Below are 23,425 nucleotides of genomic sequence, written 5' to 3'. Positions count from 1 at the left end.
CAGGATAGCCAGCAGCGGGCAGGCCGGTTCCGGCGCCCCGGCCACGAACCCGCCGGCGAAGCCCGCCGACGGGCTGCCTCATCGAAGGCCGGCCGACGACTTCGGCGGTGGCGAGGACCCTAGCGCCCTGGCCACCGCCATGGGCAAGCCGGAGCGCACGATCCGCATTGGCCGGACGTCCTACGTCAGCGGCGGCCCGATGAGCGCGGGCCTGCCCGAGGGCAAGACGTGGTACAAGCAGTCGGCGGGTTGGACGAGCGGCATGACCGCCCTCTTCGGCGGCTTCGTGAACGCGGCCGGCTCGAGCACGTTGAAGGTGCTGCTGGCACGCTCCAAGCTGAGCGGGTCGACGTACAAGGGGTCGATGAGCGTTACGGACCTGTTGAAAGCCTCGGACTGGTCCCGCGCCACCATGTGGTGGAAGCTCGACTCCGGTGTGAAGGTTGAACTGGACGCTCGCCGTCGGCTCCTCGGGCCTGCCGGTCAAGCTGACCACGCGGCTGGAGAACAAGAAGACCGGCGTGAGCAAGACCGCGATGGAGATGCGCTACACCAAGTGGGGCGCCAAGGTCTCGATCGAGGCTCCGGCTGCGAGCACGGTGACCACCAAGCTCGACCCGGAGAAGGCCGCACTACAGCTCCCTCCGGCGCCCAAGCGCTGATCACGGCCTGACGTCAAGTCATACCTGCTGATCATGGTCTGACGTCGAGCCCAGACCAGCCGGTGGTTAGACCAGGCTGCCCCGCCCGCACCGGCCAGCTACCGGATCTCGCCGGTGAGGTGCCCCGGCGGCACGCTCACCCCGGCCTCGTAGGCCGCTCAGATCAGCGCGGGATGCCGCCGCCAGCCTACGTCGAACCACCGGCGGAGCTGTCGGTGGAGCTGTTGTAGGGCATGTGTTTGCTCGCCTTCTCGCGCGGCCAGGAACTCGGAGTAGCGGTCGACGTGGTATTCGTCGGGGCGGGCGAGCGGGGCCGAGCGGCCGGGGCCGATGGGCTCCACGTGGACCATGGTCAGGTGGCGCTCCAGCGCGGGCAGGCGCAGGTACTCCTAGCTGAGGCCGGTGCCCTGGAGCCGGTGGCTAGCGCTTGGCGGCGTAGAGGGCGGTGTCCATGGCGTCGACCACGTGCAGTATGGCCTCCTCGGAGGTGGGCAGGGCCGTGACGGCGACCGTGGCGGCGCGGCCGTCCTCGGTCGCCGCGTTGCGGGTCTCGTAGCCGTAGATGTCTCCGCCGTGGCCCCAGGCGACGCCGCCGCAGGCTGGTGCGCACGCTCTCTAGGGCATTCCGGGAGGGACGGGCTCTGCGGTATCGCGCCGCGCTACGAACACGAACTCCCTGCCCGGCCGGTCGGGTGCGTCGCGTACGTCCTCGACGACGAAGCCGTGCTCGTGCAAGTCCCGCTCGATCTCCGAACGTTCGCGGAAGCGAAGTGTCGATTCCGAGGTCAGTATGTCCCCGTCCGCGGCGAACACATGCGTCCCCCGGAAGCTCACCAGCGGCAGGCTCACGTCCGTAAGCTCGGCCCAGGTCTCGACGTGGCCGACGCCCGGGATGTCCGTCATGCGGTACGTGGTCTCGCGCGTCCACTCCGCCCACTCCTCCCACACGCGCTGCGCCGGATCGCGCGTCTCGAAGACAAGCCGCCCGCCGGGCCTCAGCGCCTCGTACGCGCCGCGCAGCGTCGTACGCCATGCCTGCGGATCGGCGATCGCCTGGGCGACGTTCCCGGTCATCGTCACCAGGTCGATCTGCATGGGCGGCAGGTCCCCCGCGTCGCCGTCGAGCCAGCGCACCCGCTCCGCGCCCGGCTTGCCACGCGCGACGTCGACGGACGCCCGCGCGGGATCGATCCCGGTGACCGTAGTCCCGCGCTCGGCGAGCAGCAGCGCGAACACGCCCGTACCGCACCCGATGTCCAGTACGGACCGCGCGCCGAACTCCTCCGCCATCGCGAGATACGCGTCGAGATCGCTGCGGTCCGGATCGAGTGGGTCGTAGATGGCGGCGAGGCGCGGATGCCCGAAAGCTGCGTCAACCATGGAGGCGAACGTATGTGGCCCCGAGCCCGCGCGGCCACTGCTTTTTCGGGTTACGGCGCCGAGCGGTCGCGGCGAAGTGCGCCGCTGATCCCGGCGCGCTTATCGGGCGAGACCTTAGGAAAGCGAACCTCGGTCAGGCCGCTTAGGGTCCGGTGGTGTGAGGGGGTGAGGCAGCCTCACACCCTCACTCAATTCCGCAGCCATAACTGTTGAGGCGTCTTGCTCAGCATGTCCTGTCGACGTAGTAGGCGTAGGTGACGCCGGGGGTAAGGCCGCCGAGACTACGACCGCCGAGGCTGGTGCGTCCGGGGCCGACGCACCGGTCGTAATCGTCCGCGAATGCCATCTCCACCCGGATAACGACCCAAGTCCTACTATCGCAGTGGTTGTAGTAAGCCCACGTTCCGACAGGGTCGTAGCCGCACGCCTGAAGGGATGGAGAAGCTGCGGTCGATGAGGTAGCGGCCTGTGCGGGAGCACCCGCTATGGTCAGCGTTCCGGCGGCGATTGCCACAGCGGCCAAAGTCTTCAAAACCCGTCCGGACATGCGGATCCTTTCTCATTCGTCCAGCCAATGGGTAGCTTCTGCATTGATGTTGCACTATCGACCTTTCACGAACCTGTCTTCTTTCTGTCGCCTCGTTATGTGGCGTCAAGAAACCGTCCGCCGTCGCACTGCGGCGCCTGCACGGCGGCCGCCTTGTCCTGCGGCAGCAGGCCAGCGTGCACCTCGGTAATGCCAACCTCGACTGCCACCGCGCCGACCGCTGGTGGGTTGCCGCCGATGAGCAGTACGGCCGCGCCTGGATCAACGCGGGGAGCGTCGCAGGCTCCCCGGCCTGCACCAGTGGCTGGACGAGTCGGTGCCGGCCGATCGCCCTCCAGTCGTGGATCTTTACGTTCTGGGGACGTTCCCCAGGAACGAGGGGACCCTCTTTCTCACAGCGACTGTGACGGCGGACCTATTGGCCTGCCACGCCCGGGTTCACACAGCGCTTGCCGACGAGGCGGTGGAGCACTGGTCGCACTACCTTCCCGGCAACTGGGTGCCGCACTGCACCCTCGCTTTGGGTTTGGACAGCGTCGGCCGTACCACGGCGATCGGGCTCTTGCACGACTACCAGCCTGTCACCGCCACGATCACTGCCACTGGGATCACTGACACCCGAAGACCCAGCAGCATCGTTCTGCAACACCCGTCGCGCACGAAGATGGTCGGTCGAGTGCATTGCCACCTGCGGAAAACAGAAGATTCAAGATCGTCACCCCGGCAGAATTCAGCTTGAGCCAGCCTCGCACCCCAGGCTCGTAGCGCGAGCGGGCCGCCTTGATCATCAGCCCTTCCACGCCGACGGCGTGCAGGCCGGAGTACCAGGCGCGAGCCCTGCCCCTTGTCGGCCGTCTGCACGCCCAACGCCAGCACTCCGGCCGCCGGGACGTGGCGCGAACAACTCCTCCAGCAGGCTACGGCGCTCAACCAGCGGTCTGCCGGTCACGTCACGGCCGCGCAACTTCAGGACATCGAAGGCGACGAAGTGGCACGGCTGGACACGGGCCAACTGCTCGGCCGCCCGCGGCCCGGCAACGTTGCGACGCTGGAGTGCGGCAAAGTCCAGCCGCCCGGCCTCCGACCAGCGCACGATCTCCACGTCCATGAGGGTCCCGGCCGGGAGGTGCTCAAATGACGCCCACACCACCTCGGGGAAGACCTCGTTGAACCTGGCCCCGTTGCGCGACTGCAGGTTCACTACCCGGTTGCGGTCGGCCCTGCCAGGCTGCGGGAGCCGTCCAGCTTCGGCTCGTGCAGGTACTCTCCCGACGCCCCTCTGGCAGGCGCTTGACAGCCTTGGCCTGCATGGGGGCAATGATCGCGGGCAGTCTCATGCGCCTCCGGCCTCACGGCCTGAGGGAGGTCCGGCCAGGTGCTCTCAGCCGCGGGCCGTTACCTCGTACGTGCCGGGGTCGGCGTACGCATGACCCAGCCTTTGCCTTCGCAGCCATGTGGCATCGGCGGGAAGACGTGGCCCTTCACGTCCGTGCTGTGGTCGCATCCCAGGTCGCACTCATAGATCCCGCTATGTTCCACTCTCGTGCCTGGATGGTGTACTTGGCGCTTTTTGCTCATGTTCCTGGCTCTACCCACGCACCAGCATTTATGGATACCGGCAGCTTCCGTCCTGCCGCTGGCCGGCTGCCTGAGCGAGGCGCACCGCCAGGTACGCCACAGTCGATCTGCCGACCAGTCGCAGCCCTACCGGTGGTAAGGGTGGCCACGGTGGTGCTCATCCGGTCGGGTCTGGCTCGTTGGCGGGTGGCCTGCCGGGTTCGGCGGCGGGAGGATCAAGGAACTGCGCACCCAGGGCCGCCACACGTCCTGTACAGCGCGGACGGCGATCTGTTGAGTCGGCATCGAAGGCTGAACTCGCCAAGCTCGACGGCGGCTGCGGGAGTGCCGAGCAGGCGGTGGGTGGTGCGAAATCCGCGGCACACCCGTCCGGGGGTGAGCGGTCGATCCGGGGTAGGCGGTTTTGAAGGTGTGCTCTTCGTCGAAGCGGGCCAGGTAGGCCCGCCAGATCTCGCTCAGTGCCAGCACGGTGCGGCCGGCGTGCCACAGTCACAGCGCCTGGTGCGGAGCGCGGCCGTCGGGCAGGCGCTCGACCTGGACGCGGATCAGGCTGCCCTTGACGGGCTCCTGCTCCACGCCCAGCAACGCCGACCTCGCGCGGGGCGTCAGCCGGGCCCGGGCCGGCTGACGGACTCGACTCTCGGGGCGGGCGTCAGCCCTGCCCGGCGGCGGGCGCTACTCGCCGCCGGCTTCCACGATCATGAACTTGGCCGTGCCCACCGACATGTTCCCGGCCTTGTCGGTGGCCCGGTACGACAGGGTGTGCGCGCCGGGCTGGTTGACCGTCAGCGGCTGCGTGTACGCCGCGAACGGCTGGCCGTCGAGCGAGTACTCCACAGTGTCCAGCCCGGAGCCGACGTCGCTCGCCGTCAGCTTCACCGTCGCCGAGCCGACGTAGTTCCAGGCCCAGTCCTGGGTGCCGGTGATCGCGGCCGACACCTGCGGCAGCGTGGTGTCGTCCTCCGGAGCCACCACGGTGAACCTCAGCGTCGCCACCGGCGAGGTGTTCCCGGCCTTGTCGGTGGCCCGGTACGACAGGGTGTGCGCGCCCGCCTGGTTGACCGACACGGGGGACGGGTACTCGGTGTAGGGCCCGCCGTCGAGCGAGTACTCCACCGTGGCGACCCCCGACTCGGTGTCGCTCACCGAGATCATCACGGTCGCCGAGCCGACGTAGTTGCCCGCCGAGTCCTGCTGGCCCGACAACTGCGCCGAGACCTGCGGGGGAGTGGTGTCCTCCTCCTGCGAGGCCGCCACCGTGAACGCCACCGAGTCCACGGGTGAGGTGTTGCCCGCCTTGTCGGTGGCCCGGAAGGTCACCGTGTGCGCGCCGGGCTGGTTGACCGTCAGCGGCTGCGTGTACGCCGCGAACGGCTGGCCGTCGAGCGAGTACTCCACGGTGTCCACCCCGGAGCCGGCGTCGCTCGCCGTGACCGTGACCGTCGCCGCGCCCACGTAGTTGCCGTCCGCGTCCTGGTCACCGGTCACCTCCCCGGTGACCTCGGGCGGAGTGGTGTCCTCCTCCTGCGGAGCCACCACCGTGAACGCCACCGAGTCCACGGGTGAGGTGTTGCCCGCCTTGTCGGTGGCCCGGAAGGTCACCGTGTGCGCCCCGACCTGGTTGACCGACACCGGGGCCGAGTAGGCCGCGAACTCCCCGCCGTCGAGCGCGTACTCCACGGTGTCCACCCCGGACTCGGTGTCGCTCGCCGAGACCGTCACCGTCGCCGCGCCCACGTAGTTGCCGTCCGCGTCCTGGTCGCCCGCCACCTGCGCGGAGACCTGCGGTGCGGTCGTGTCCTCGCCCCCGCCTTCGGTGACGACGAGTTCGCCGGTCATCTGGCCGTGACCGGGGATCACGCAGTAGTAGCGGTACTTGCCGGGGGTGAGGTTCACCTGGGCGATGTGCCGGCCGCCGTTGGCGTCGAAGGGGCTGGCGATGATGTTGAGGCTGACGTCGTGGTTGTAGCCGGGGGTGGAGGTGTCGAACGTCAGCGTGTGCGTCATGCCGGTGGTGTTGCCGGTGGCCGCGCTGTTCTCGAAGACGATGGTGGCGGGACCCGCCGTCGCCGATTCCGGCGCCGACTTGTACGCGGTCATGCTGTCGTCGGCGGTCCAGGTGAGCACCTGGTCCGCCGCCTGCGCGGCGGTGAGCTGCGTACGGGGCTGCGCGGCGGCCTGGAACGACGTCAGGAAGAGCGCGGGAAGCGCCACGGCGAGCAGCGCCACGGCGAGGCGCGGCGCCGTCACCGCTCCGGACGCCCGCCGTAAGGCTCTGATCACGAGGGAGGGGAGAGATCCGACATGCATGTGTCGATGCACCTTTCCGAGCTGGGGTGGAGCGCCGGGCACGGAGAAGGCTCCCCGGCCCGGCACCCGGCCGGCGTACCGTCCTAGAGTTCGCGCACGCGGATGTTGCGGAAGTCGATCACGTCGTTGTTGCCGTGGTTCTGCAGCCCGACGAACCCGCTGATGAACTGGCGCAGGTCCGTGGGCGGGTCACCGGTGCGGGACGACGCCTTGCCCGGCGTGTTGTCGAACTCGCTGATCACCGTGCCGTTGCGGATGATCGTGTAGTGCTGGCCGACCACCCGGACCTCGTAGTCGTTCCACTGGCCCTTCGGGGTCGCCCCGGCCCGGTTCAGGCCGTTGGGCGAGAAGTTGTAGACGGAGCCCGTCTTCTGCGGCTCGCCCGTGTCGCCGTCGTAGATCTGGATCTCGTGGCCACAGAAGATCGCGACCCACGCGGGTGACGTGCGCGCCGCGCCGACCGTGCCGCAGCTTCCGGCGGGACGCTGCTCCAGCGGGGTCCTCGGGTCCGGGAACCGGACGAAGACGCCGCTGTTGGCGCGATGCGGGTCGGGCGAGCTGTCACGGAACTGCAGCCGGACCGAGAAGTCCGCGTACGCCTTGTCGGAGTACCACAGCATGCCCAGACCGCCGGAGCTGCGGATCGTGCCGTCCGGCTGGAGGGCGAACCGCCCGGACGGGGCCTGGCTCCAGCCCAGCAGCGACGACGCCGTGCCGTCGAAGATGGGCTGGTACCCGGTCACCCTCCCGACCTCCGACTTGGCGCCGGCGGTGCGCAGCGCCTCCGCCTCCTGGGCGGTGATGACGCCGTCCTTGAGGAGCTGCCTCACGACGGTGTCGAGGTGCTGGACGAACTGGTTGCGGTTCTTCCAGTCGCGCTCGTCGTCGATCAGGTCGTTGATCGTGCAGCCGCCGCCGGCCGCCTTGTTGCGCACGCCGGTGAAGGCGTCGAGCAACTGCACCGTCGGCCGGGCGTCGGGCGCGGCGCAGCCGACCGTGACAGCGATCTTCCCGGTGGCCTGCTCGCCGTCGGCGTAGGTGACCTTCAGCGTCGCCTCGTAGGTGCCGAAGCCGGCGTAGGTGTGCGTCGGGGCGGCCTCCTTCGACGGCGCGCTGCCGTCGCCGAAGTCCCACTCCCACGCCACGCCGCCGGCCTTGGCGCTGGAGAACGTCATCGTCCTGGGCTCGGCGTTCTGCCGGGCGGGACGCGCCACGGCGGCGTCCGGGTTCGGCGTCGCCGGGCCGCCCTTGTAGGTGACGCGGACCAGCTTCTGGTTCGCGTGCAGGCTGAAGAAGCCGCTGCCGTAGTCGAGCAGGTAGAGCGCGCCGTCGGGACCGAACTTCGCGTCCATCCACGACTGGAGCTGGTTGGCGCCGCCGCCGCCCGGGATGATGTTCCGCAGGTCCTCGGCGAACGCCGGCCGGCCCGCGTCCCGGGCGGTCTCCGGGTTCACGGTCACGGCGATGCGGTTGTTGCCGTTGGACTCGTCACCGATGAACCACTTGTTGTCCCAGTACTCCGGCCACGCGACCCCGCTGTCGGTGTCGGTCTGGGAGCGGTGGTAGGTCGGGCCCGACATGACCGCCTGGCCGCCGCCCTTGAGGTAGGGCATGGTGAAGGTCTCCTCGCCCTGCTTGTACGTCGGGAGACCGCTGCCGTCCTGCCGCTCCGGGTAGACCGGGCCGCCGCCCTGCGGCGAGTACCAGATCATGTTGTCGCGCGCTGGCGGGATGTCGACGAGGCCGGTGTTGCGCGGCGAGGTGTTCTTCAGGTTGTCGCAGTCGTACCACTCGGCGGGCTGGGTGGCGTCGCTGTTGCTGCGGTCGCGGTAGGGCTGCTTGTTGCCCATGCAGTACGGCCAGCCCTGGTTGCCGGCGGAAGTGAGAACCGTCACGGTCTCGTACTTGGCCGGTCCCCACGTCTCGCTCGGGCCGCCGGCGTCCGGGCCGACCCAGCCGGCCGTGATCCAGTCGTTCTCCTTGTCCCACTCCAGCCGCGCGATGTTGCGGACGCCCATCACCCAGATCTCCGCGCGGGTCTTGCCGCCGCCCTCTTCCTCGCCGGTGAACAGGTTGCCCTCGGGGATCGTGTAGGTGCCGTCGGGCTCCGGGTGGATGCGGAGGATCTTGCCGTTGAGGTCGTTGGTGTTTCCGGAGGTACGGCGGGCGTCCTGGAACGAGGTGCCCTTGTAGTCCTGGGTCCAGTTGTTCCCGGAGTAACCGCCGGATCCGCCGGAGGAGTTGCTGTCACCGGTGCCGATGTAGAGGTTGCCGTCCTCGTCGAAGGTCATGCCTCCGCCCGCGTGGCAGCAGCTGTGGATCTGGGTGTCCCACTGCAGGAGGTCCTTGCGGCTGCTCTGGTCGATCGTCTGGGTCCGCGAGTCGTAGTCGAACCGGGAGACCGTCCGCTTGCCGATGCGCCTGTCCCGGTCGATCGACGCGTGCGGCATCCAGTACGCGTAGATCCAGCCGTTCTCCGCGAAGTCCGGGTCGAGGGTGATGCCGACCAGGCCCTCCTCGTTCTTGACCAGCTCGTCGCCGCTGCCGCGGTTGCCCATGACGGGCAGCGTGGTCAGCAGCTTGACCTGCTTGGTCCTCGGGTCCCACTGGTGGATGGTGCCGCAGCCGAGGCCCACCTTCGGGTCGTTCCAGTCGGGGACCGGGCCGGTGGCACAGGCCGCCTTGCCGATGTAGAACACCTTGCCGTTCGGCGCGATGGTCAGGCCGTGCGGCTCGCCGATCTGGTCGAGCCGGCCCTGCGTGTTCGGCGCGGTCAGCCGTTCCGTGGTGTAGTTGGCCGCGATGGTCGCCTGGCAGTCGCCCCGGACGATGCCGGTCGCCCACCGGATGGCGCCGGCGAGGTGCGTGCGAAACTGCTTGTCGCTGGTGTAGCTCGCCGCGGTGCCGCCCATGCCGGTGTAGAAGGACCGGCCGCCGTCGTAGTCACGGCACCAGGAGACCGGGTGGAACGGGCCGTTGCCGTTCATGCTCGGGTTGTAGGTCCACTCCTCGACCTGCGCGATCGTGTGGACCTTGCCCACCGGATTGGGGTTCCAGCTCAGCCACTTGTCGGTCCGCGACAGGGTGAGCGGAAGTCCCTCGTTCGCCGGATGCCGGCGGTCGAGGATGTCCACGACGGCCTTCTGCTCCTTCGGCGCGGGGGGAGGCGCGGAGTCGGGCCCGAACAGCCGCAGCTCGGCGAGCTGGGTCAGGGGCTCACCGCTGTTCGCGGTGACGTTGAGCCGGTAGTACTGGTACGCCGTGGTGTTCTCGAACTTGTATTCCTTGCTCTGGAACCGCTGGGGGAAGGTCTCCCCGCTGCGCTTGTCGAGATCTGTCCAGGTCGTCCCGTTCTGCGAGCCCTGGAGGGTCCAGTCCTTCGGGTCCCGGCCGGGGGAGTCGTTGGCCGACGTCAGCGCGTAGTGCGCCACCGCGACGGGCTTGTCCAGCTTGCCCTGCACCCACGCGGTCGGCGTCCGGGCCAGCCACTTGGTGTCGTTGTCCCCGTCGAAGACCTTGTCCTTGGTCTCGTTCGGCGGGTTCTCCGCGCTCGCCGCGGTCTCCGTCACCTTCTCCGCGATGGGGAGGGCGCCGACGGGACGGGTGCCGATCAGTTCGGTGAACCAGGCCGAGTCCACCTGCGCGCGGGCGGCGTCGCGGATGCCGACGAACCCGCCGCCGCCCCTGATGTACGCCTGGAAGGCGGCGAGCTGCGATTCGTCCAGGCTCACGCCGTTGGCGGACAGGAACACCACGCCACGGAACCGCGCCAGATTGTCGGCGGTGAAGACCGCCGGATCCTGGGCCTCCTCGACGGAGAACCCGTTCTTCTTGCTCAGTTCCCTGATCGCCGTCGCGGCCGCCCGCACCGGGTCGTCCTGCTGCGCGGCCTGACCGCTGAAGACCAGCACGTTGACGGCGGGCTTCTTGGCGGCCGGGGCGGGGGCCTGTGCCTGTAGCTGTGCCTGTGCCTGGGCCGGCACGGCGGCCGGGGGCGCCAGTCCGAGCACCAGGACGGCACTCGACATCGTGATCAGTACGCGTCGCCAGGCGGGTGGTCGGGGCGGTAAATGGCCTGTTCGACCCATCATTGCTCCTTGGGATCGAGGGTGGTTCGGGACCATTTGCGGACGAGTTCGGGGTCGGCCGCGGTCCGGGGTGTCGACGTCTGCGTGGGGCCGTGGTGGTACGGCATGGGGCGACCGGATCCGGTCTCGGGGGCGGCCCGGGCCGGGCCGGGCTGTGCGCGGCCGTCAGTGGCCCGCGTGGTCACCGCCCGCGGGGTCACTGCTCGAGTGACCGCCGCCCGAGTGACCACCGCCCGGTTGACCCGGCACGTTCCCGTCCGCGTCCGTCACCGTGAAGATGCCGGCCATCCCCATGTCGGAGTGGCTCTGGACGTGGCAGTGGTACATCCACGCCCCCGGGCCGACGCGCTCGCCCGCGATCAGCTGGAAGCCGAACGACTCGGCGGGCCCGGTGATCTTGGTGTCGATGATCCGGCTCGGGTCCTCGAGGCTCTCCAGCATGCCGGTGCGGTTGTCGGCCCAGCGGTGCCCGTGGATGTGGAACGTGTGGTAGAGCTCGCCGTGGGTGATCACGATCCACTCCACCCGCTCGCCGACCTTGGCGACGAACTCCGGCGCGTGGTGCGCGGGGCGATTGTTGATCATCATGTCGTTGAAGACGACGGTGAACGTCTTGTCCGGCCTGACGTCCTTCTTCCGCCGGACCACCAGCGGGCCGTACAGTCCCTGCCGGATGCCGCCCGTGCCGTGATCGGTCCCCACCACGTGGTCGTGGTAGTGCCAGTAGCCCGCGCTGCCGGGCTCGATGCCGGCGCCGCCCCCGCGCCTGCCCTGCGCGTGGGTGCGCCAGATGTAGGTGCGCCGGCCCCCGGGCTCGACCACGCTGTCGTTCAGTCTCGTACCGTCGCTGGCCACGTCGTAGTCCACCCCGTGGACGTGCAGGCTCGCCGTCACGTCCAGGTTGTTGACCATCTCGATCTCAAGCGTGTCGCCCTCGACCATCTCGATGAGCGGCCCGGGAATCGTGGCCTTGCCGGGCTCCAGGCCGTAGCCTAACTGGCCGTCCTCCAGTCGCTCGGCGTACAGGGTGATGCGGCGGACCGCGCCCATGGTCGTGCCGGCCTGGGACGACGCGGCGGTCTGATTCGCTGTGACCAATGGTGCCAACGCGGCAGCCGCCGCGGACGTGGTGAAGGCACGCCGGGAGAGCAGGCTTTTCGCCGTGCCTCTGCCTACCTCGGTCATGGTTCCCCAATCGGTGACGCTTGCGTGAGGGTGACTTGCAGGTGCTCGGGACACTGCGTTCGTTCGCGACGTGGGTCTTGGCCTGGACCGGTCGCGTCGTGATCGGGTGATGTTGTGGGGGGTAGTAAAACCGACATTCGATCGAAGTACGCGCCATTTTCGGCGAAATGTCAATAAGTAGCACTGGAAGAGTCGGAACTTCCGCTGATTTCTGGCCAAAGGTGGATGCGGTTGTTACCCGTGACCCCAAGATCGAACTTCCCCACATCCCTCACGTCCGCGCCCCCGCCTCTCGCCGGCCCTCCTCCTGACGGTCCGTCACCGTCTGTGCCGGCCATCGGCTCCGCAGGGGCCGAACACAGCGCCCAGCCGCTCCGATCCCGTTGTGCAGCGATTCAGGGCTTGTGTCGAAGCTCGTGCAAAAGGTGCCGGGGATCGCGTCGGAAGTGGCCATCACGGCCCACAGGATGCCGGCGGGGGATGCACGTGGCCTTCTCCGTCCCGCCTAAGCCCGCGGGTGAAGGGCGGCTTCCCATCGCGAGATCGGGAAACTGCAGGCGTTGCACGACGGATCCCCCGGATGCCTTGGTGGACGGGAGCGCCACCAAGACGCCCTCGGACCTGTACGGGGACGACCATCATCTCCTTCCAGTCGCACGACAGGCCACTGCTGGAGATCTTCGTCAACCGGCGGCCCGACCTTCTCCACGACCCGGTCTCGCCATCGCGAGCCAGATGATTCCGACCTGACGGGCAACAGCACAAAAGGTCACGCCGCCGGACTCTTCAACGACCGCAACGGCTGGTCAGTAGGCATCTGACCTGCGCCCTCTCGCGCCTCGCAGAATCGCGAGGAGAATCTTGAAAATTCGCGTTATGAATCATCCGACCAGCATCAAGGTGAACCAGGACATCCTGGACAAGCTCGGCGAGGAGAGGGTTCGCGACGTGTGCGCGTGCCTGTGGGCCGCCGACTGCCAGACCTGCGGACGATTCCTCGGAGACGAACCGCCGGCCCTGGTCGTCGACGACTCGCTGGCGACCGCGACGGCGAGCCTGCACCATCGGACGTGCCGAACGCCGGAATGGAACGACAGCGGGGGCAGGCCAGTGCCGAGTCCAGCGCTGAACCTGGGGCATGGGCCCGGCCGGGGTGACACGGCGCAGCACCCGGACACGAGAGGTGGTCTTCGGCATCGCCTGCCGCTCCTGCCCGCGCTAGTGGCAGAGGTTGACCTGTGCCCTGTGGTGGTCGCCTTTCTCGATCAGGTCGACGAACCCGAGGGCGTAGTCCTCGGCGGAGATCGCGCCGCCGTCCTGCGGCTGGACTGCGACGTCGTCGCCGAGCCGGTAGCGGCCGAGTCGTTCGCCGGGCATATGTGCGCCGAACCTGAGCGCCGGGCTTACGAAGACCCAGTCGAGGGTCGGGGGTGTGGCCGGGAGGTCCTCGATGATGAGCGCGGCTCCGGCGCGGATCTCGTCGTGGAGCTCTGCGGGGATGTGGCTGAGGTCGGTGACGAAGCGGGCCGCCCCGGGTGCGGGGCGCAGGGAGGAGTAGCCGCCGACGACGTACAGGGGTAGGCCTGCGGCATCGGCCAGACGTGCGATGGTGCTGTAGACGTCGCGGAAGGTGACGGCCAGCGGGCCGCGTGGCGCGAGTGCGGCCACGACGACATCCGTACCCTCCATGGCCGCTGAGAGGGTTGCTTCCTCGGCGGCGTCACCCTGGACATAGTCCACGCTCGGGATCGGCGCGTCGGGGAGCGAGCGGCTCAGCGCGGTGACCTGGTGGCCGCGAGCGGCGGCCTCCGCGACGATGGCTGAACCGGCGTAGCCGGTGCCGCCGATGACGGTGATACGGGACACGAGGTGCCTTTCTCCGGGACGGATGGCGTCAGGCGACGCCCTGTGGTTACCATAGGAGAGCAGCTCTCTGATCGGAAGAAGGCACTTTGTGGTAACCACTCAGGCCGAGTCGGTGCTCCGCGGCAGCCCTTATCGTGCGGACTGTCCGACCCGCCGCATCCTGGATCGCATCGGCGACCGTTGGACGGTGCTCATCGTGGGCGCCCTGTGGGACGGCAGCGTTCGGTTCTCGGAACTGCGCCGACGCATTGAGGGCATCTCGCAGAAGATGCTCACCCAGACTCTCCGCGGACTGGAACGGGACGGGCTCGTACGCCGTACCGTCTACCCCGAGGTTCCGGTCCGCGTCGAGTACGCGCTGACCGAGGCGGGCCGCACTCTGCGCGAACCGCTGCGCGCGCTGGAGGAATGGGCGATCGCGCACCTCGGCGAGGTGTCGGCGTCGCAGGAAGCCTACGACCACGCGGACCAACCTCCCCCTGACTCCACGGACAGGTAGGCGCGCAAGTCCTTCGTTACCAGGTGATTTGAGCCCAGTGCCCGCTCGCAGTCGGCCAGGGCGGCCTCGTACAGGGGGATGGCCCGGCCCAGGTCCCCCGCCAACCGCTCCCGCACCCGGACCGGGCGGGCCGGGTCGCCTCTCTCGAACACGGCTGGTTCGACATCGTCGTCTGGCCGAAGGACGGAGATGGCTGACGGCGGGATGCGCAGCCCGAGCACCCCACTGCGACGCTCGTGCGGCTGCAGGGAATCGGTCACGTCCGGGGGCACCAGCACCGGCCGGTCAAGGGCCGGATGAAGACGATCAGCGTGAAGCGGGAGGGTTCGCGCTGGTACGTCTCGATTACCCTCGGCGGCACCTTGCTCGGCACCGCAAGGAGCGTGGCCGGATCAATGATCGCTGTCTCGCATCCCATGGGATCTGGCACCAGCACGGATGTGCGGGCCGGGATGGCCTCCACGTCGAAGTCCTCCTCAACTCGGTGATGTCGTTTGCTCAGGTCCTCGTCGGCGATGCTCTCGCTGGCAAGTAGCCCCGTAGCAACGGCGGAAATCCAACGGATTTAGGTCTGAGCTGCGGTTTCTCGCTTTCCGCGGTTTGGTTTTGTTCGTGGGAACTGACCGCACTTGCTCGTGAGTTTTGACCGCGCTTGGTGGCCGTCAGCATGATCGATGTTCGCGAGAATGTCCTGGCTCGGCGAAGTTGAAGCGGCTCAGCAGATCTGATGTCCTGGCACACGCAAACTGATGTGGCTCAATGCAAGTGATGCGGGGGTGTGTGTCCGGGGTGCCATCGTCCTGTCTTACGAGGCTCGGCGCGGGAGACGCGTCCGGATCCGCTACGAACCGACGCAGACAACCGTGGAACCAACACCCGTGGAGCGCCCGTGACCGACCCGAGTCGTGGCATCGACCAGTGCGATGAGGTACCGCTGGTCGGTGACGGCGTCACCCAAGAGATCGTGCGGGTCGGGGATACCGTGCGCCGCCCGGTCCGGCCCTTCTCCCTGACGATCCAGGCTTACCTGGCGCACCTGCACGCCGCAGGCTTCTCCGAGGCGCCCGTCCCTCTCGGGCTCGACGAGCGGGGCCGCGAGGTGTTGTCCTTCGTTCCCGGTGACGTTCCCCGTGAACCACTCCCGCCGGAGACGGCGAGGGAGGAGGTGCTGGTCGCACTGGCGCAGCTCATCCGGCGGCTGCACGACGTCGCCGAGGGCTGGGTCGCGCCTGAGGGCGCCGTCTGGGGCGGGATCCCCGGGATGCGGGTCCGGAACTCGGCCCCGGACGGTGAGCCGCTGCTGGTGAGCCACCGCGATTACTGCCCAGGTAACGTCGTCTTCCGCGACGGCCGGCCCGCGGCGCTCATCGACTTCGACCTGGCCAAGCCCACGGTCGACGACATCGCCAATGCCCTCTACTACTGGGCACCGCTGATGCATCCCGAGGACCGGGCGCCCGCCTTCCGCGACCTTGACATCCCGCACCGCGTTGCGGTGTTCGCTGACGCCTACGGCATGACGTCGGAGCAGCGCCGCGTCCTGGTCCCCGCGGCCACCACGATGATCGGCCGTTTCCACGTCAACATGCGCGCCGCAGCCGAAAGAGACCCGGTGTTCCGGCGTTTCTGGGACGAGGGGGTGAAGGATCGGCTGCCTCGTGCCGAGGCATGGATACAGCAGGAGGGCCCGGCCATCACAGCCGGAATCGCCCACCGGTGACCGTCCACCCACACCTCATCTGCTGCGCGCATCAGCTTCGCTGAGCTGCATGGCTTGTTCGCGAATCAGCACAACTGATGCACTGCAGGTCAGCGCCATGCTCATGCATCAGGCTCGATGAGCCGAGACAGAGAAGTGACCGCACTTCGGCGGTTGGGGTCTGCGGGCCCGGATGTCGGCGTACTGCTTGGGCTGTAGAGGCAAGTACGAACCCTGGACTGTATGAACCATGATCGAATATATCTTCGATCATGGTTCCAGGTCTTCTACTCGTTCACCACTGGCTGGACGAGGACGGTCAGCGGCGACTAACGGCAGACATCGACACCGCGCCTTGGTCGTCGCAGCTACGGCGGCGCGTCCAGCACTACGGGCATCGCTACGACTATGGCAGTCGTGGCGTGGGCGACGCTCCGGCCCCGCCACTACCAGGCTGGGCGGCGACGCTGGCCCTGCGGCTGCACGAGGACGGCCACTTCGACCGACCACCTGACCAGGTGATCGTGAACGAGTACCTGCCTGGTCAGGGCATCAGCGCCCACGTCGACCACGTCCCCAGCTTTGGACCGGTCGTAGCCTCGGTCAGCCTGCTGTCGGCGTGCGCTATGGAGTTCACCCACCCGGAGAACAAGACGCGCGTACCAGTACGTCTCGAACCCGGCAGTCTCTGCGTGATGACCGGCCCGGCGCGATTCACCTGGCGGCATGCCATCCCGGCGCGCAAGAGCGACCTTGGCCCAGACGGACGGGTGCCTCGCGGCCGGCGGGTGTCCGTGACGTTGCGGACGGTTGTTCAAAAGGCGGCTGTATCGAGGGCATGCAGGTGAGTTCTGCCCCCAGCAGCGATGAGTCTCGCGGTGGTCCCAGGTCTACACGTCACATCGCTCCATCGCACTCGAATCAGGAGACATCTTGAAGCTTCTTCTCACGTCCGGAGGCGTCACGAACACGAGCCTTCGCGACGCGCTGGTCGACCTGCTGGGCAAGCCGATCGCCGACGCCAGTGCCCTCTGCATCCCTACTGCGGAGTATGGCCACCCCATGTGCACACCAGCCTCAGCCTGGCGCTTCATCGCCGGACAGACCCCGGCACCCATGTGCGACCTGGGCTGGAAGTCGGTGGGCCTCCTCGAGCTCACCGCACTGCACAGCATCGGCAAGGACCGCTGGGTACCCTGGGTCCGGGAGGCTGACGTCCTGCTGGTGGACGGCGGCGATGCGACGTACCTGTGCCACTGGATGCGGCAGTCCGGGCTGACGGATCTCCTGCCGTCGCTGCCCGAGACGGTCTGGGTGGGGGTGAGCGCCGGAAGCATGGTGATGACCCCCCGGATCGGTGACTACTTCGTCGAATGGACGCCGCCCACCGGAAGCGACCGCACCCTAGGGGTCGTCGACTTCTCGATCTTCCCGCACCTGGGGCACGAGCTCATGCCGGGAAACACCATGGCTGAGGCCGAAAGATGGGCCGCCGACATCGCGGGTCCGGCGTACGCCATCGACGACCAGACGGCCATCAAGGTGACCGACGGCACCGTCGAGGTCGTCTCCGAGGGGCACTGGAGGTCCTTTTCCTCCTAGCCACCGACGCCAGCCAACTGCGTAAGCCGTGGGTGACCTGGTTCATCGACTGCGCCACCGACGGTATCTGTGGAGTGGCCATCACCCCGACCCACCCCAATCGGGGCAGCATCCTGGCCGCCCTGCGCTGCTCGATCATGCGCGATGATCGGTATGGGCCGTTCGGCGGGGTTCCGGCGGCGAAGGCTGGAGACCAGGAGGAGCTGTTCTGACGTCCTCAGCTCGCCGTGTTCACCTGTCGAGACGGTCATCCGGCTGCTGCCGCATGGAGTTCTCAAGGTGAACACGTGATGCGTTGAACTGTAGCGATCAACGCCTATAGCAGATAGATCGCTCACTACGCTATGCCTCCATAGGGGAGAGGCGGCACGGGGCTCATGGCATGAGAGAAGAATCCAGCGGCGCCTCGGACCGGTGCACCGCCCCGGCGGCCGAGCCCGAACGCCCGGGGGCCGAGTTCGCCGCGGTGTACGCCGGCTGGCCTGCCTGGCCTGGCATCGCAGACCTTCAGCTCCGCGGCCGCACGGCTGCGTGACGTCGCCGCCAAGCTGGCGGAGACGGAGCGGAACTACACGACGACCGAACAGGCGAACGTGGAGGCCGCGCGAGCGGTGTGGCCCGCCGGTGAGCGGCCGTGGGCCTAGACCTGCCCGCCGGACTGTCCGGCGTGTACGACATGGTGCGCGACGAGGCTCCGTGGTCGAAAGAGTGGAACGAGGAGCGGAATCTCCATGAGGCGCAGGCATGGATGGAGGTCGGCTCCGCGGCGCAGGAGGCCGCGGGACAGGCGGACGCCGCCGCGAGGCACATCCGGGGCGGCGGGCAACAAGGGCGATGACGTGGACACGTTCGACGGCAAGTGGCAGGCCGCGGACGGTGTGCTGGAGCAGTTGGAACGACTCCGGGAACGCCTCGTTGGCCACCGGCGCCATGACCGTCATCGTGGTGCTCTGGAAGCTGCTGGTCATCTACCTGCTGACGGTCCTGCTCGTCTCGATCGTCCAGGCGTTCCGGTTCGGCCCGGCCATGGGGTTCTTCCTGACCATCAGGCGGGTCACGGGTACCCGCAACGCGCTCAGGTTGGCCCTCGTCCAGGTGGAACGCAACATCGCGACGGTCGCCGTCACGGGCGCGCGCCAGGCTGCGGCCAGGATGGCGTCATGGCCGCACTGGGTCCCCGCCGCGATGGGTCACCGGGGTCCTCGCCAGGCAAGCGGTACTACTCGGCGTCGGCAGCAACGACGAGGGTACGCAGCGGGAAGTCGAAAAGATCCTCAACCAGACCCCCACCGGCCGGGCGGCGCTCGCCTGGGCTCGCGAACACGGCGTCACCGTGATTTACACCTTCGAAGTCCGGAGGCGAGGAACGTCTCGGCGACTACAGCGCCATGTTCAACCTCATCCGGGTCCGGACCGGCGAGGGCCGGTCACCCGAGGAACTCGCCGAGACGTTCGTCCATGAGGTCGGCCACGCGAAGCACCGCATGGGGATCGACCCGAACAGGATGAGCCGCGACGAGTTCATCGAGGCCCGGATCAGGGAGGAGGCGCGCAGCGAGGTCGTGGGTTACGAGATGACCCGTGAGTGGCAGTCCCTGCATCCCCAGTCGACGAAGGACACCTCCCAGTACGCGTACGAGAAGTCTTACTACGACGCCGTCGCATGGGCCAAAGCCGACCGGCGGCGGGCGGGCGAACCCCCGCTGACGGACGCCGAGCGGCAACGGATCGGCATGGCGGCCAGCGAGGAGAGGCAGTACCAGACCTACCGGCTCGACACGTACGGCTATGTGGAGGACTACGGAGAGGCCTGGGACCGGCGATTGCTCACCACGCTCAGCGACACGCTCAGCGAGCTGGCCTTCGGCCTCTGACCGCTCAACGCCCGCCCACCCGCCCAACGGGGGGCGGCGGCATTGCCGTGCCCACACCGTACCGGGGCATTGAGCGGCTCGGCGCCGTCGACGGCCGGGATCCTGCCCGGGGAGGTTCCTGCAGGAGGGCGATCACCGGTCGGAGCACCTCCATCGTGGCCTCGGGTGTGATGGCGTCGTCGTCGCTGAGATCAAGCCTGATGACGATCTCGGTAAGAGCCTTGGCGAGGATGCGTTCGAGCGGGGTCACGATGGGGCTCCTGGCCGGTCGTTGGGCGTGTGGCGCGTTCGGGGACGGCTGGCAGGACACGGGAGGCGTCCCTGGTCAGCCTGCTGCCGACTCGGTAAGCCGGGCTTCCAAGTCGCCGATCGCCTGAGTGAGCAGGCCGGTGTTCTCGCGCTGCACCGCCTGCGGGCCGAGCTTGTCGATGCCGGAAACCTTCGTTCACGGCCTGTGTCCAGCCCATTGCGTCGCGCCGCGGGCTGACAGCAGCTTGCCGTTCTCGTCCAGGAACTTCGCCAGCGCGGCATCGTCCAGGGCGGAGCCGTGGCCAGGTCGCGGACGGCGGCCGGGCTTCGATACGGGCTGGGGCGGTCGCCGCCGCAGGCCTCCTTCGTCGGCCCCGGCATCGAGTCCGATGGGCGTCTGAGGCGGCGTGACCGTAAGACCGTGGCCAGGGACGTGGACAAGAACGGCGCGGTGCTGCGGACGTACGGCTACGGCTACGACCCAGCAGGCAACCCGACCAGCGCCACCTCCCCCGAGGGCCACGTCACCCGGCAGACCTTCGACGCGCTGAACCGGGCCACCTCACTGGTAGAGCCGGTCTCATCGAGTGAGTCGATCACCACGAGTTTCGGCTACGACGCCACCGGCGCCCGTACCCGCCTCACCGACGGCCGCGGCAACGCCACCTGGACCGGCTACAACACCCTCGGCCTGGCCGAGACGGTGACCGAGCCCTCCACCACGGCGCACCCGGATGCGGCCGACCGCACCTGGACCCACCTCTACGACGCTGCGGGCAACCAGACGGCGACCATCCAGCCCGGCGGAGTGCGCACCGACCGTACCTTCGACGATCTGGGCCGTCTCACCAAGGAGACCGGCGCGGGAGGCGGCGCCGCCACGGCCGAGCGGACCTTCGGCTACGACCTTGCCGGCCGCTCAACCACCGCCGGTGACCTGACGGTCGATTACAACGACCGCGGCCTGCCGCTGAAGGTCTCGCGCGGCACCGTCCAGGAGACCGCCTACGCCTACGACGGGCTTGGCTCCCCCCTCCAGCGCATCGACGCGGCCGGAACTGCCACCTTCACCTACGATGGCGCCAACCGGATCAAGACCACGACCGACCCGGTCACCAGCCGTACTCTCACCTACGGCTACGACCCCGCCAGCCGCCTGAAGACCGTCACCGCCACCACCGGCACAGCCTCCACCCAGAGCATCGACTACGACGACATGGACCGCATCACCGGCCAGACGCTGAAGAACGGCTCCGGCACCCAGCTCGCCAGCATCGCCTACGGCTGGGACAAGAACGACAACCTCACCACCAAGACCACCACCGGCACCGCCGGAGCGGGCACCAACACCTACGCCTACGACCACGCCGGACGCCTCACCTCCTGGACCGCCCCCGGCGGCACAACCACCCCTTATGAGTGGGACGCCGCCGGCAACCGCACCAAAGCCGGGGCCGCGACGTTCACCTACGACGAACGCAACCGCCTAACCAGCGGCGACGGCACCGACTACACCTACACTCCACGCGGCACCCTGGCCACCAGCACCAAAACCGGCTCCACCACCAGCTACACCTTCGACGCCTTCGACAGGCTCATCGCCGACGGCGACAGCCTCTACAGCTACGACGCCCTCGACCGCATGACCAGCCGCACCCGCGGCACCACCAAGAACACCTTCACCTACTCCGGGCTCGGCAACGACCTGGCCGCCATCACCGACAGCGGCACCCTCCAGGCCACATACGCCCGCGACCTCACCGGCGGCCTGCTCGGCCTCAAGGAAGGCACCAGCGCCGCGGCGGCGTTCAGCGACCTGCACGGCGACCTGGTCGGCACCCACACCGCCACCCTGCAAACCTCCACCGCCTACGACCCCATCGGCACCGTCACCGCCCAGACCGGCACCAAAACCCAACTCGGCTACCAGGGCGAATACACCGACCCCGGCTACCGGCAAGTCAACATGCACGCCCGCTGGTACCAACCCGGCACCGGCACCTTCACCAGCCGCGACACCGCCACCCTCACCCCCAACCCCTCCGTCCAAGCCAACCGCTACACCTACGCCAACGCCTCACCCCTCACCGGCATTGACCCCACCGGCCACTACACCATTGACAGCGGATCTCTCGCTGGGGTCGGCTACGGCGGCTCAGGGTCGAGCGGCGGCTACACCACCATCCCGGGCGGCGGCTACAGCAGCTCCGCTGCATCAGGGGGACAATGCATCGGCTCCTGCGGCAGGGAAGACATCGGGAGCGGCGCGGTGGCCTGCGACATTCAGTCTTGCGGCGGCGCCACCGTCGACCCGAGCTGGGCTCGGATGATTGAGCTGGAGAACGAGAAGAAATTCTGGCTCGGCGAGGACGAAGTCGAGAGGCTGGGTTTCGAAGTCATGCCGAACGGCCGGCCTGTCGACCAGGTCAGCTTCTGGTTCGCCGACGAAAAGGTGCAGAATGACTACATGGCAAGCTGGTCACCGACGCTGACTGACGAGTTGCTGGCGTTCAACTGGGCGAAGGCGGGAGGCTTGGAAAGCTTTGCCGTGATGGAGCGGGCGGCGAAGTCCAATCCTAAGAGCATGAAGCTCAGGCAGTGGCGAGAGATGCAGAATTATTCGGCAACGCGTCCGACCAAAGGCTACGCGGCACTGCCGAAGAACACCGGCAACGGATCAGTTGCCTCCCGCTTCAAGTACTACAGCATGTTCAAGTCGCTCCTTAAGTACCATGGCGCCATCACCCGTGCTGCCGCCAACCATGGCATTGATAAAAAGTATCTGACGGCCGTCCTGTTCTGGGAGCTGAATACCCTCGCCAACAAGTTCGGAGCCATCAGTCTTACCGCTGACTGGTTTGGCGGGATTCTCAGCGACCGTAATAATCCCAAGAATCTGGGGTCGGGTGCATCTGTTGGGCTGGCGCAGCTTGAGCTCTACAAAGTTCGCATACTAATGATGAAGCACTATGGGAAGAAGGAGTGGGAAAGCAGGCCGCTCGGTGATTATCTGAAAGAGGCGCTGGACCCGAACAGGGCGATACACCTCGCGGCCGCCTGGATGCGCCACCTCAAAGAGAACGTCTGGTACATGAAGGGCGGCTCTCGACACTATCTGAACGACGCGGAGGCGGCGATCGCCTATTGTGGATGTTCTGGTGTGACGGTGGATAATCCTGCGTCTGGCAATACAAAACTCACCACCAAGAACTTCCGGGCCTGGGCAGAGAGCGGCTTCAATGACAACGCGCTTGCCGGCGCATCCGCGGCTACCGGTGTGGAGCGCCGCAAAAAACTCCAAGAATGGTGGAAACCCGGTGGCGCGGTCGATGAGTACTGGGCATGCAACAGGATAGGCTGGCAAAATTGCGATTGACGACGTTCGTTCCTCAGGTCGTTCGCAGTGCTGCGGTGGCTGCTATCATCCTCGGCACGCTGTTGCTGAACTCTGGCTGCTCAACGCCCTTCCCTGTGGTGTTACGGGTGCCCCCTGCCGCTCTCGACGATATCCGCAGTATCGGTGCAGTTCAGGCGGAGTTCAGCTCTGAAACCGGATGGGGGGACGGGACACAGATCACGAATGTGCTGGTTGTGGACGTTGGCGTTGCGAATGGTCAGGCGGCGCTCAATACGGCCACTGCCGCCTTGCTGACTGAACGCAAATGGACGATCGTCACTGAAAATCGACCGACGATTGTGCTGATGCACTCTTCGCAGTGGAAGAATACACGCCTGGTCTTGCGTCCATTCCATCCGGCCTACTTCGAAGATAATCCAGATGTTCTTGCGAGCCTGGAGGAAGCTTCGGTCGAGAAGCGGTCGCTCGTTTTTCTCGAGGTGTCCGAGGAGCCGCAAGCCCACTGAGGTAATCCCAGCAGTGCGGACT

The 23,425-nt window shown here is 67.7% G+C and carries 23 protein-coding genes; 11 read left to right on the top strand and 12 right to left on the bottom strand.

Features of this window, described 5'->3' with window-relative positions:
- Positions 1-180: 180 nt before the first annotated feature.
- Positions 181-414, bottom strand: coding sequence for a hypothetical protein (locus ABD844_RS28325; RefSeq protein WP_344884495.1), 234 nt, complete (start codon positions 412-414; stop codon positions 181-183).
- Positions 415-443: 29 nt separating this feature from the next.
- Here ABD844_RS28325 and ABD844_RS28320 point away from each other — a divergent pair, with 29 nt between their 5' ends.
- Positions 444-662, top strand: a complete 219-nt coding sequence (locus ABD844_RS28320) for a hypothetical protein (RefSeq protein ID WP_344884492.1) — start codon at positions 444-446, stop codon at positions 660-662.
- Between the two features lie 158 nt (positions 663-820).
- Here ABD844_RS28320 and ABD844_RS28315 read toward each other — a convergent pair whose 3' ends face one another.
- The 3 genes from ABD844_RS28315 to ABD844_RS28305 form a co-directional block, all read right to left on the bottom strand.
- Positions 821-1,003, bottom strand: a complete 183-nt coding sequence (locus tag ABD844_RS28315) for a hypothetical protein (protein ID WP_344884489.1) — start codon at positions 1,001-1,003, stop codon at positions 821-823.
- A gap of 274 nt (positions 1,004-1,277) precedes the next feature.
- Positions 1,278-2,042, bottom strand: a complete 765-nt coding sequence (locus ABD844_RS28310; protein ID WP_344884486.1) for a class I SAM-dependent methyltransferase — start codon at positions 2,040-2,042, stop codon at positions 1,278-1,280.
- A gap of 223 nt (positions 2,043-2,265) precedes the next feature.
- Entirely contained in the window at positions 2,266-2,589 is a 324-nt protein-coding gene (locus tag ABD844_RS28305) for a DUF6355 family natural product biosynthesis protein (RefSeq protein ID WP_344884483.1), read from the bottom strand.
- 316 nt (positions 2,590-2,905) lie between these two features.
- Between ABD844_RS28305 and ABD844_RS53295 the strand changes: the two genes are divergently transcribed.
- Positions 2,906-3,328, top strand: coding sequence for a 2'-5' RNA ligase family protein (locus tag ABD844_RS53295; protein WP_425568669.1), 423 nt, complete (start codon positions 2,906-2,908; stop codon positions 3,326-3,328).
- 48 nt (positions 3,329-3,376) lie between these two features.
- Here the strand turns inward: ABD844_RS53295 and ABD844_RS28300 are convergent, their stop codons facing one another.
- The 5 genes from ABD844_RS28300 to ABD844_RS28280 form a co-directional block, all read right to left on the bottom strand.
- Positions 3,377-3,790, bottom strand: a complete 414-nt coding sequence (locus tag ABD844_RS28300; protein ID WP_344884480.1) for an ATP-dependent DNA ligase — start codon at positions 3,788-3,790, stop codon at positions 3,377-3,379.
- A gap of 1,052 nt (positions 3,791-4,842) precedes the next feature.
- Positions 4,843-6,477, bottom strand: a complete 1,635-nt coding sequence (locus ABD844_RS28295; protein ID WP_344884477.1) for an OmpL47-type beta-barrel domain-containing protein — start codon at positions 6,475-6,477, stop codon at positions 4,843-4,845.
- 83 nt (positions 6,478-6,560) lie between these two features.
- Complete coding sequence (locus ABD844_RS28290; RefSeq protein WP_344884474.1) at positions 6,561-10,505, bottom strand: ThuA domain-containing protein; 3,945 nt, start codon at positions 10,503-10,505, stop codon at positions 6,561-6,563.
- Between the two features lie 225 nt (positions 10,506-10,730).
- Entirely contained in the window at positions 10,731-11,663 is a 933-nt protein-coding gene (locus tag ABD844_RS28285) for a multicopper oxidase domain-containing protein (RefSeq protein ID WP_344884471.1), read from the bottom strand.
- A gap of 1,305 nt (positions 11,664-12,968) precedes the next feature.
- Positions 12,969-13,616 (bottom strand): NAD(P)-dependent oxidoreductase, encoded by a 648-nt coding sequence (locus ABD844_RS28280; protein ID WP_344884468.1) that lies wholly within the window; start codon positions 13,614-13,616, stop codon positions 12,969-12,971.
- An 88-nt stretch (positions 13,617-13,704) separates the two neighbouring features.
- On the opposite strand from ABD844_RS28280, the gene ABD844_RS28275 reads away from it, so the two are divergent.
- Positions 13,705-14,115 (top strand): winged helix-turn-helix transcriptional regulator, encoded by a 411-nt coding sequence (locus ABD844_RS28275; protein WP_344884465.1) that lies wholly within the window; start codon positions 13,705-13,707, stop codon positions 14,113-14,115.
- A gap of 256 nt (positions 14,116-14,371) precedes the next feature.
- Here ABD844_RS28275 and ABD844_RS28270 read toward each other — a convergent pair whose 3' ends face one another.
- Entirely contained in the window at positions 14,372-14,578 is a 207-nt protein-coding gene (locus ABD844_RS28270; RefSeq protein WP_344884462.1) for a hypothetical protein, read from the bottom strand.
- 426 nt (positions 14,579-15,004) lie between these two features.
- Here ABD844_RS28270 and ABD844_RS28265 point away from each other — a divergent pair, with 426 nt between their 5' ends.
- The 5 genes from ABD844_RS28265 (at position 15,005) to ABD844_RS28245 (ending at position 18,254) form a co-directional block, all read left to right on the top strand.
- Positions 15,005-15,835 (top strand): phosphotransferase enzyme family protein, encoded by an 831-nt coding sequence (locus ABD844_RS28265; protein WP_344884459.1) that lies wholly within the window; start codon positions 15,005-15,007, stop codon positions 15,833-15,835.
- A gap of 251 nt (positions 15,836-16,086) precedes the next feature.
- Positions 16,087-16,662 carry an alpha-ketoglutarate-dependent dioxygenase AlkB gene (locus tag ABD844_RS28260; RefSeq protein ID WP_344884456.1) on the top strand — a complete coding sequence of 192 codons (576 nt, stop codon included), beginning with the start codon at positions 16,087-16,089 and terminating at the stop codon, positions 16,660-16,662.
- Positions 16,663-16,747: 85 nt separating this feature from the next.
- Positions 16,748-17,416 carry a Type 1 glutamine amidotransferase-like domain-containing protein gene (locus ABD844_RS28255; RefSeq protein ID WP_344884453.1) on the top strand — a complete coding sequence of 223 codons (669 nt, stop codon included), beginning with the start codon at positions 16,748-16,750 and terminating at the stop codon, positions 17,414-17,416.
- Between the two features lie 32 nt (positions 17,417-17,448).
- Positions 17,449-17,628, top strand: coding sequence for a hypothetical protein (locus ABD844_RS28250; protein ID WP_344884450.1), 180 nt, complete (start codon positions 17,449-17,451; stop codon positions 17,626-17,628).
- A gap of 422 nt (positions 17,629-18,050) precedes the next feature.
- Positions 18,051-18,254: a hypothetical protein gene (locus tag ABD844_RS28245; RefSeq protein ID WP_344884447.1), complete on the top strand. Its 204-nt coding sequence runs from the start codon at positions 18,051-18,053 to the stop codon at positions 18,252-18,254.
- A gap of 130 nt (positions 18,255-18,384) precedes the next feature.
- Here ABD844_RS28245 and ABD844_RS28240 read toward each other — a convergent pair whose 3' ends face one another.
- Positions 18,385-18,543: a hypothetical protein gene (locus ABD844_RS28240; protein ID WP_344884444.1), complete on the bottom strand. Its 159-nt coding sequence runs from the start codon at positions 18,541-18,543 to the stop codon at positions 18,385-18,387.
- 261 nt (positions 18,544-18,804) lie between these two features.
- Between ABD844_RS28240 and ABD844_RS28235 the strand changes: the two genes are divergently transcribed.
- A complete protein-coding gene (locus ABD844_RS28235; RefSeq protein WP_344884441.1) occupies positions 18,805-19,290 on the top strand; it encodes a hypothetical protein in 486 nt (161 codons plus the stop codon).
- Positions 19,291-19,294: 4 nt separating this feature from the next.
- On the opposite strand, the gene ABD844_RS28230 is transcribed toward ABD844_RS28235, so the two are convergent.
- The gene (locus ABD844_RS28230) at positions 19,295-19,540 is read right to left on the bottom strand and encodes a hypothetical protein (RefSeq protein WP_344884438.1); all 246 of its coding nucleotides are present in this window, start codon (positions 19,538-19,540) and stop codon (positions 19,295-19,297) included.
- Between the two features lie 420 nt (positions 19,541-19,960).
- Between ABD844_RS28230 and ABD844_RS28225 the strand changes: the two genes are divergently transcribed.
- Positions 19,961-22,915 (top strand): RHS repeat domain-containing protein, encoded by a 2,955-nt coding sequence (locus tag ABD844_RS28225; RefSeq protein ID WP_344884435.1) that lies wholly within the window; start codon positions 19,961-19,963, stop codon positions 22,913-22,915.
- Positions 22,912-23,403, top strand: coding sequence for a hypothetical protein (locus tag ABD844_RS28220; RefSeq protein WP_344884433.1), 492 nt, complete (start codon positions 22,912-22,914; stop codon positions 23,401-23,403). The genes ABD844_RS28225 and ABD844_RS28220 overlap by 4 nt, the downstream gene beginning before the upstream one ends.
- Positions 23,404-23,425 lie beyond the last annotated feature (22 nt).

The sequence above is a fragment of the Nonomuraea antimicrobica genome (assembly GCF_039536965.1).
Lineage (GTDB): Bacteria > Actinomycetota > Actinomycetes > Streptosporangiales > Streptosporangiaceae > Nonomuraea > Nonomuraea antimicrobica.
This window is presented reverse-complemented; position numbering and strand designations above follow the sequence as displayed.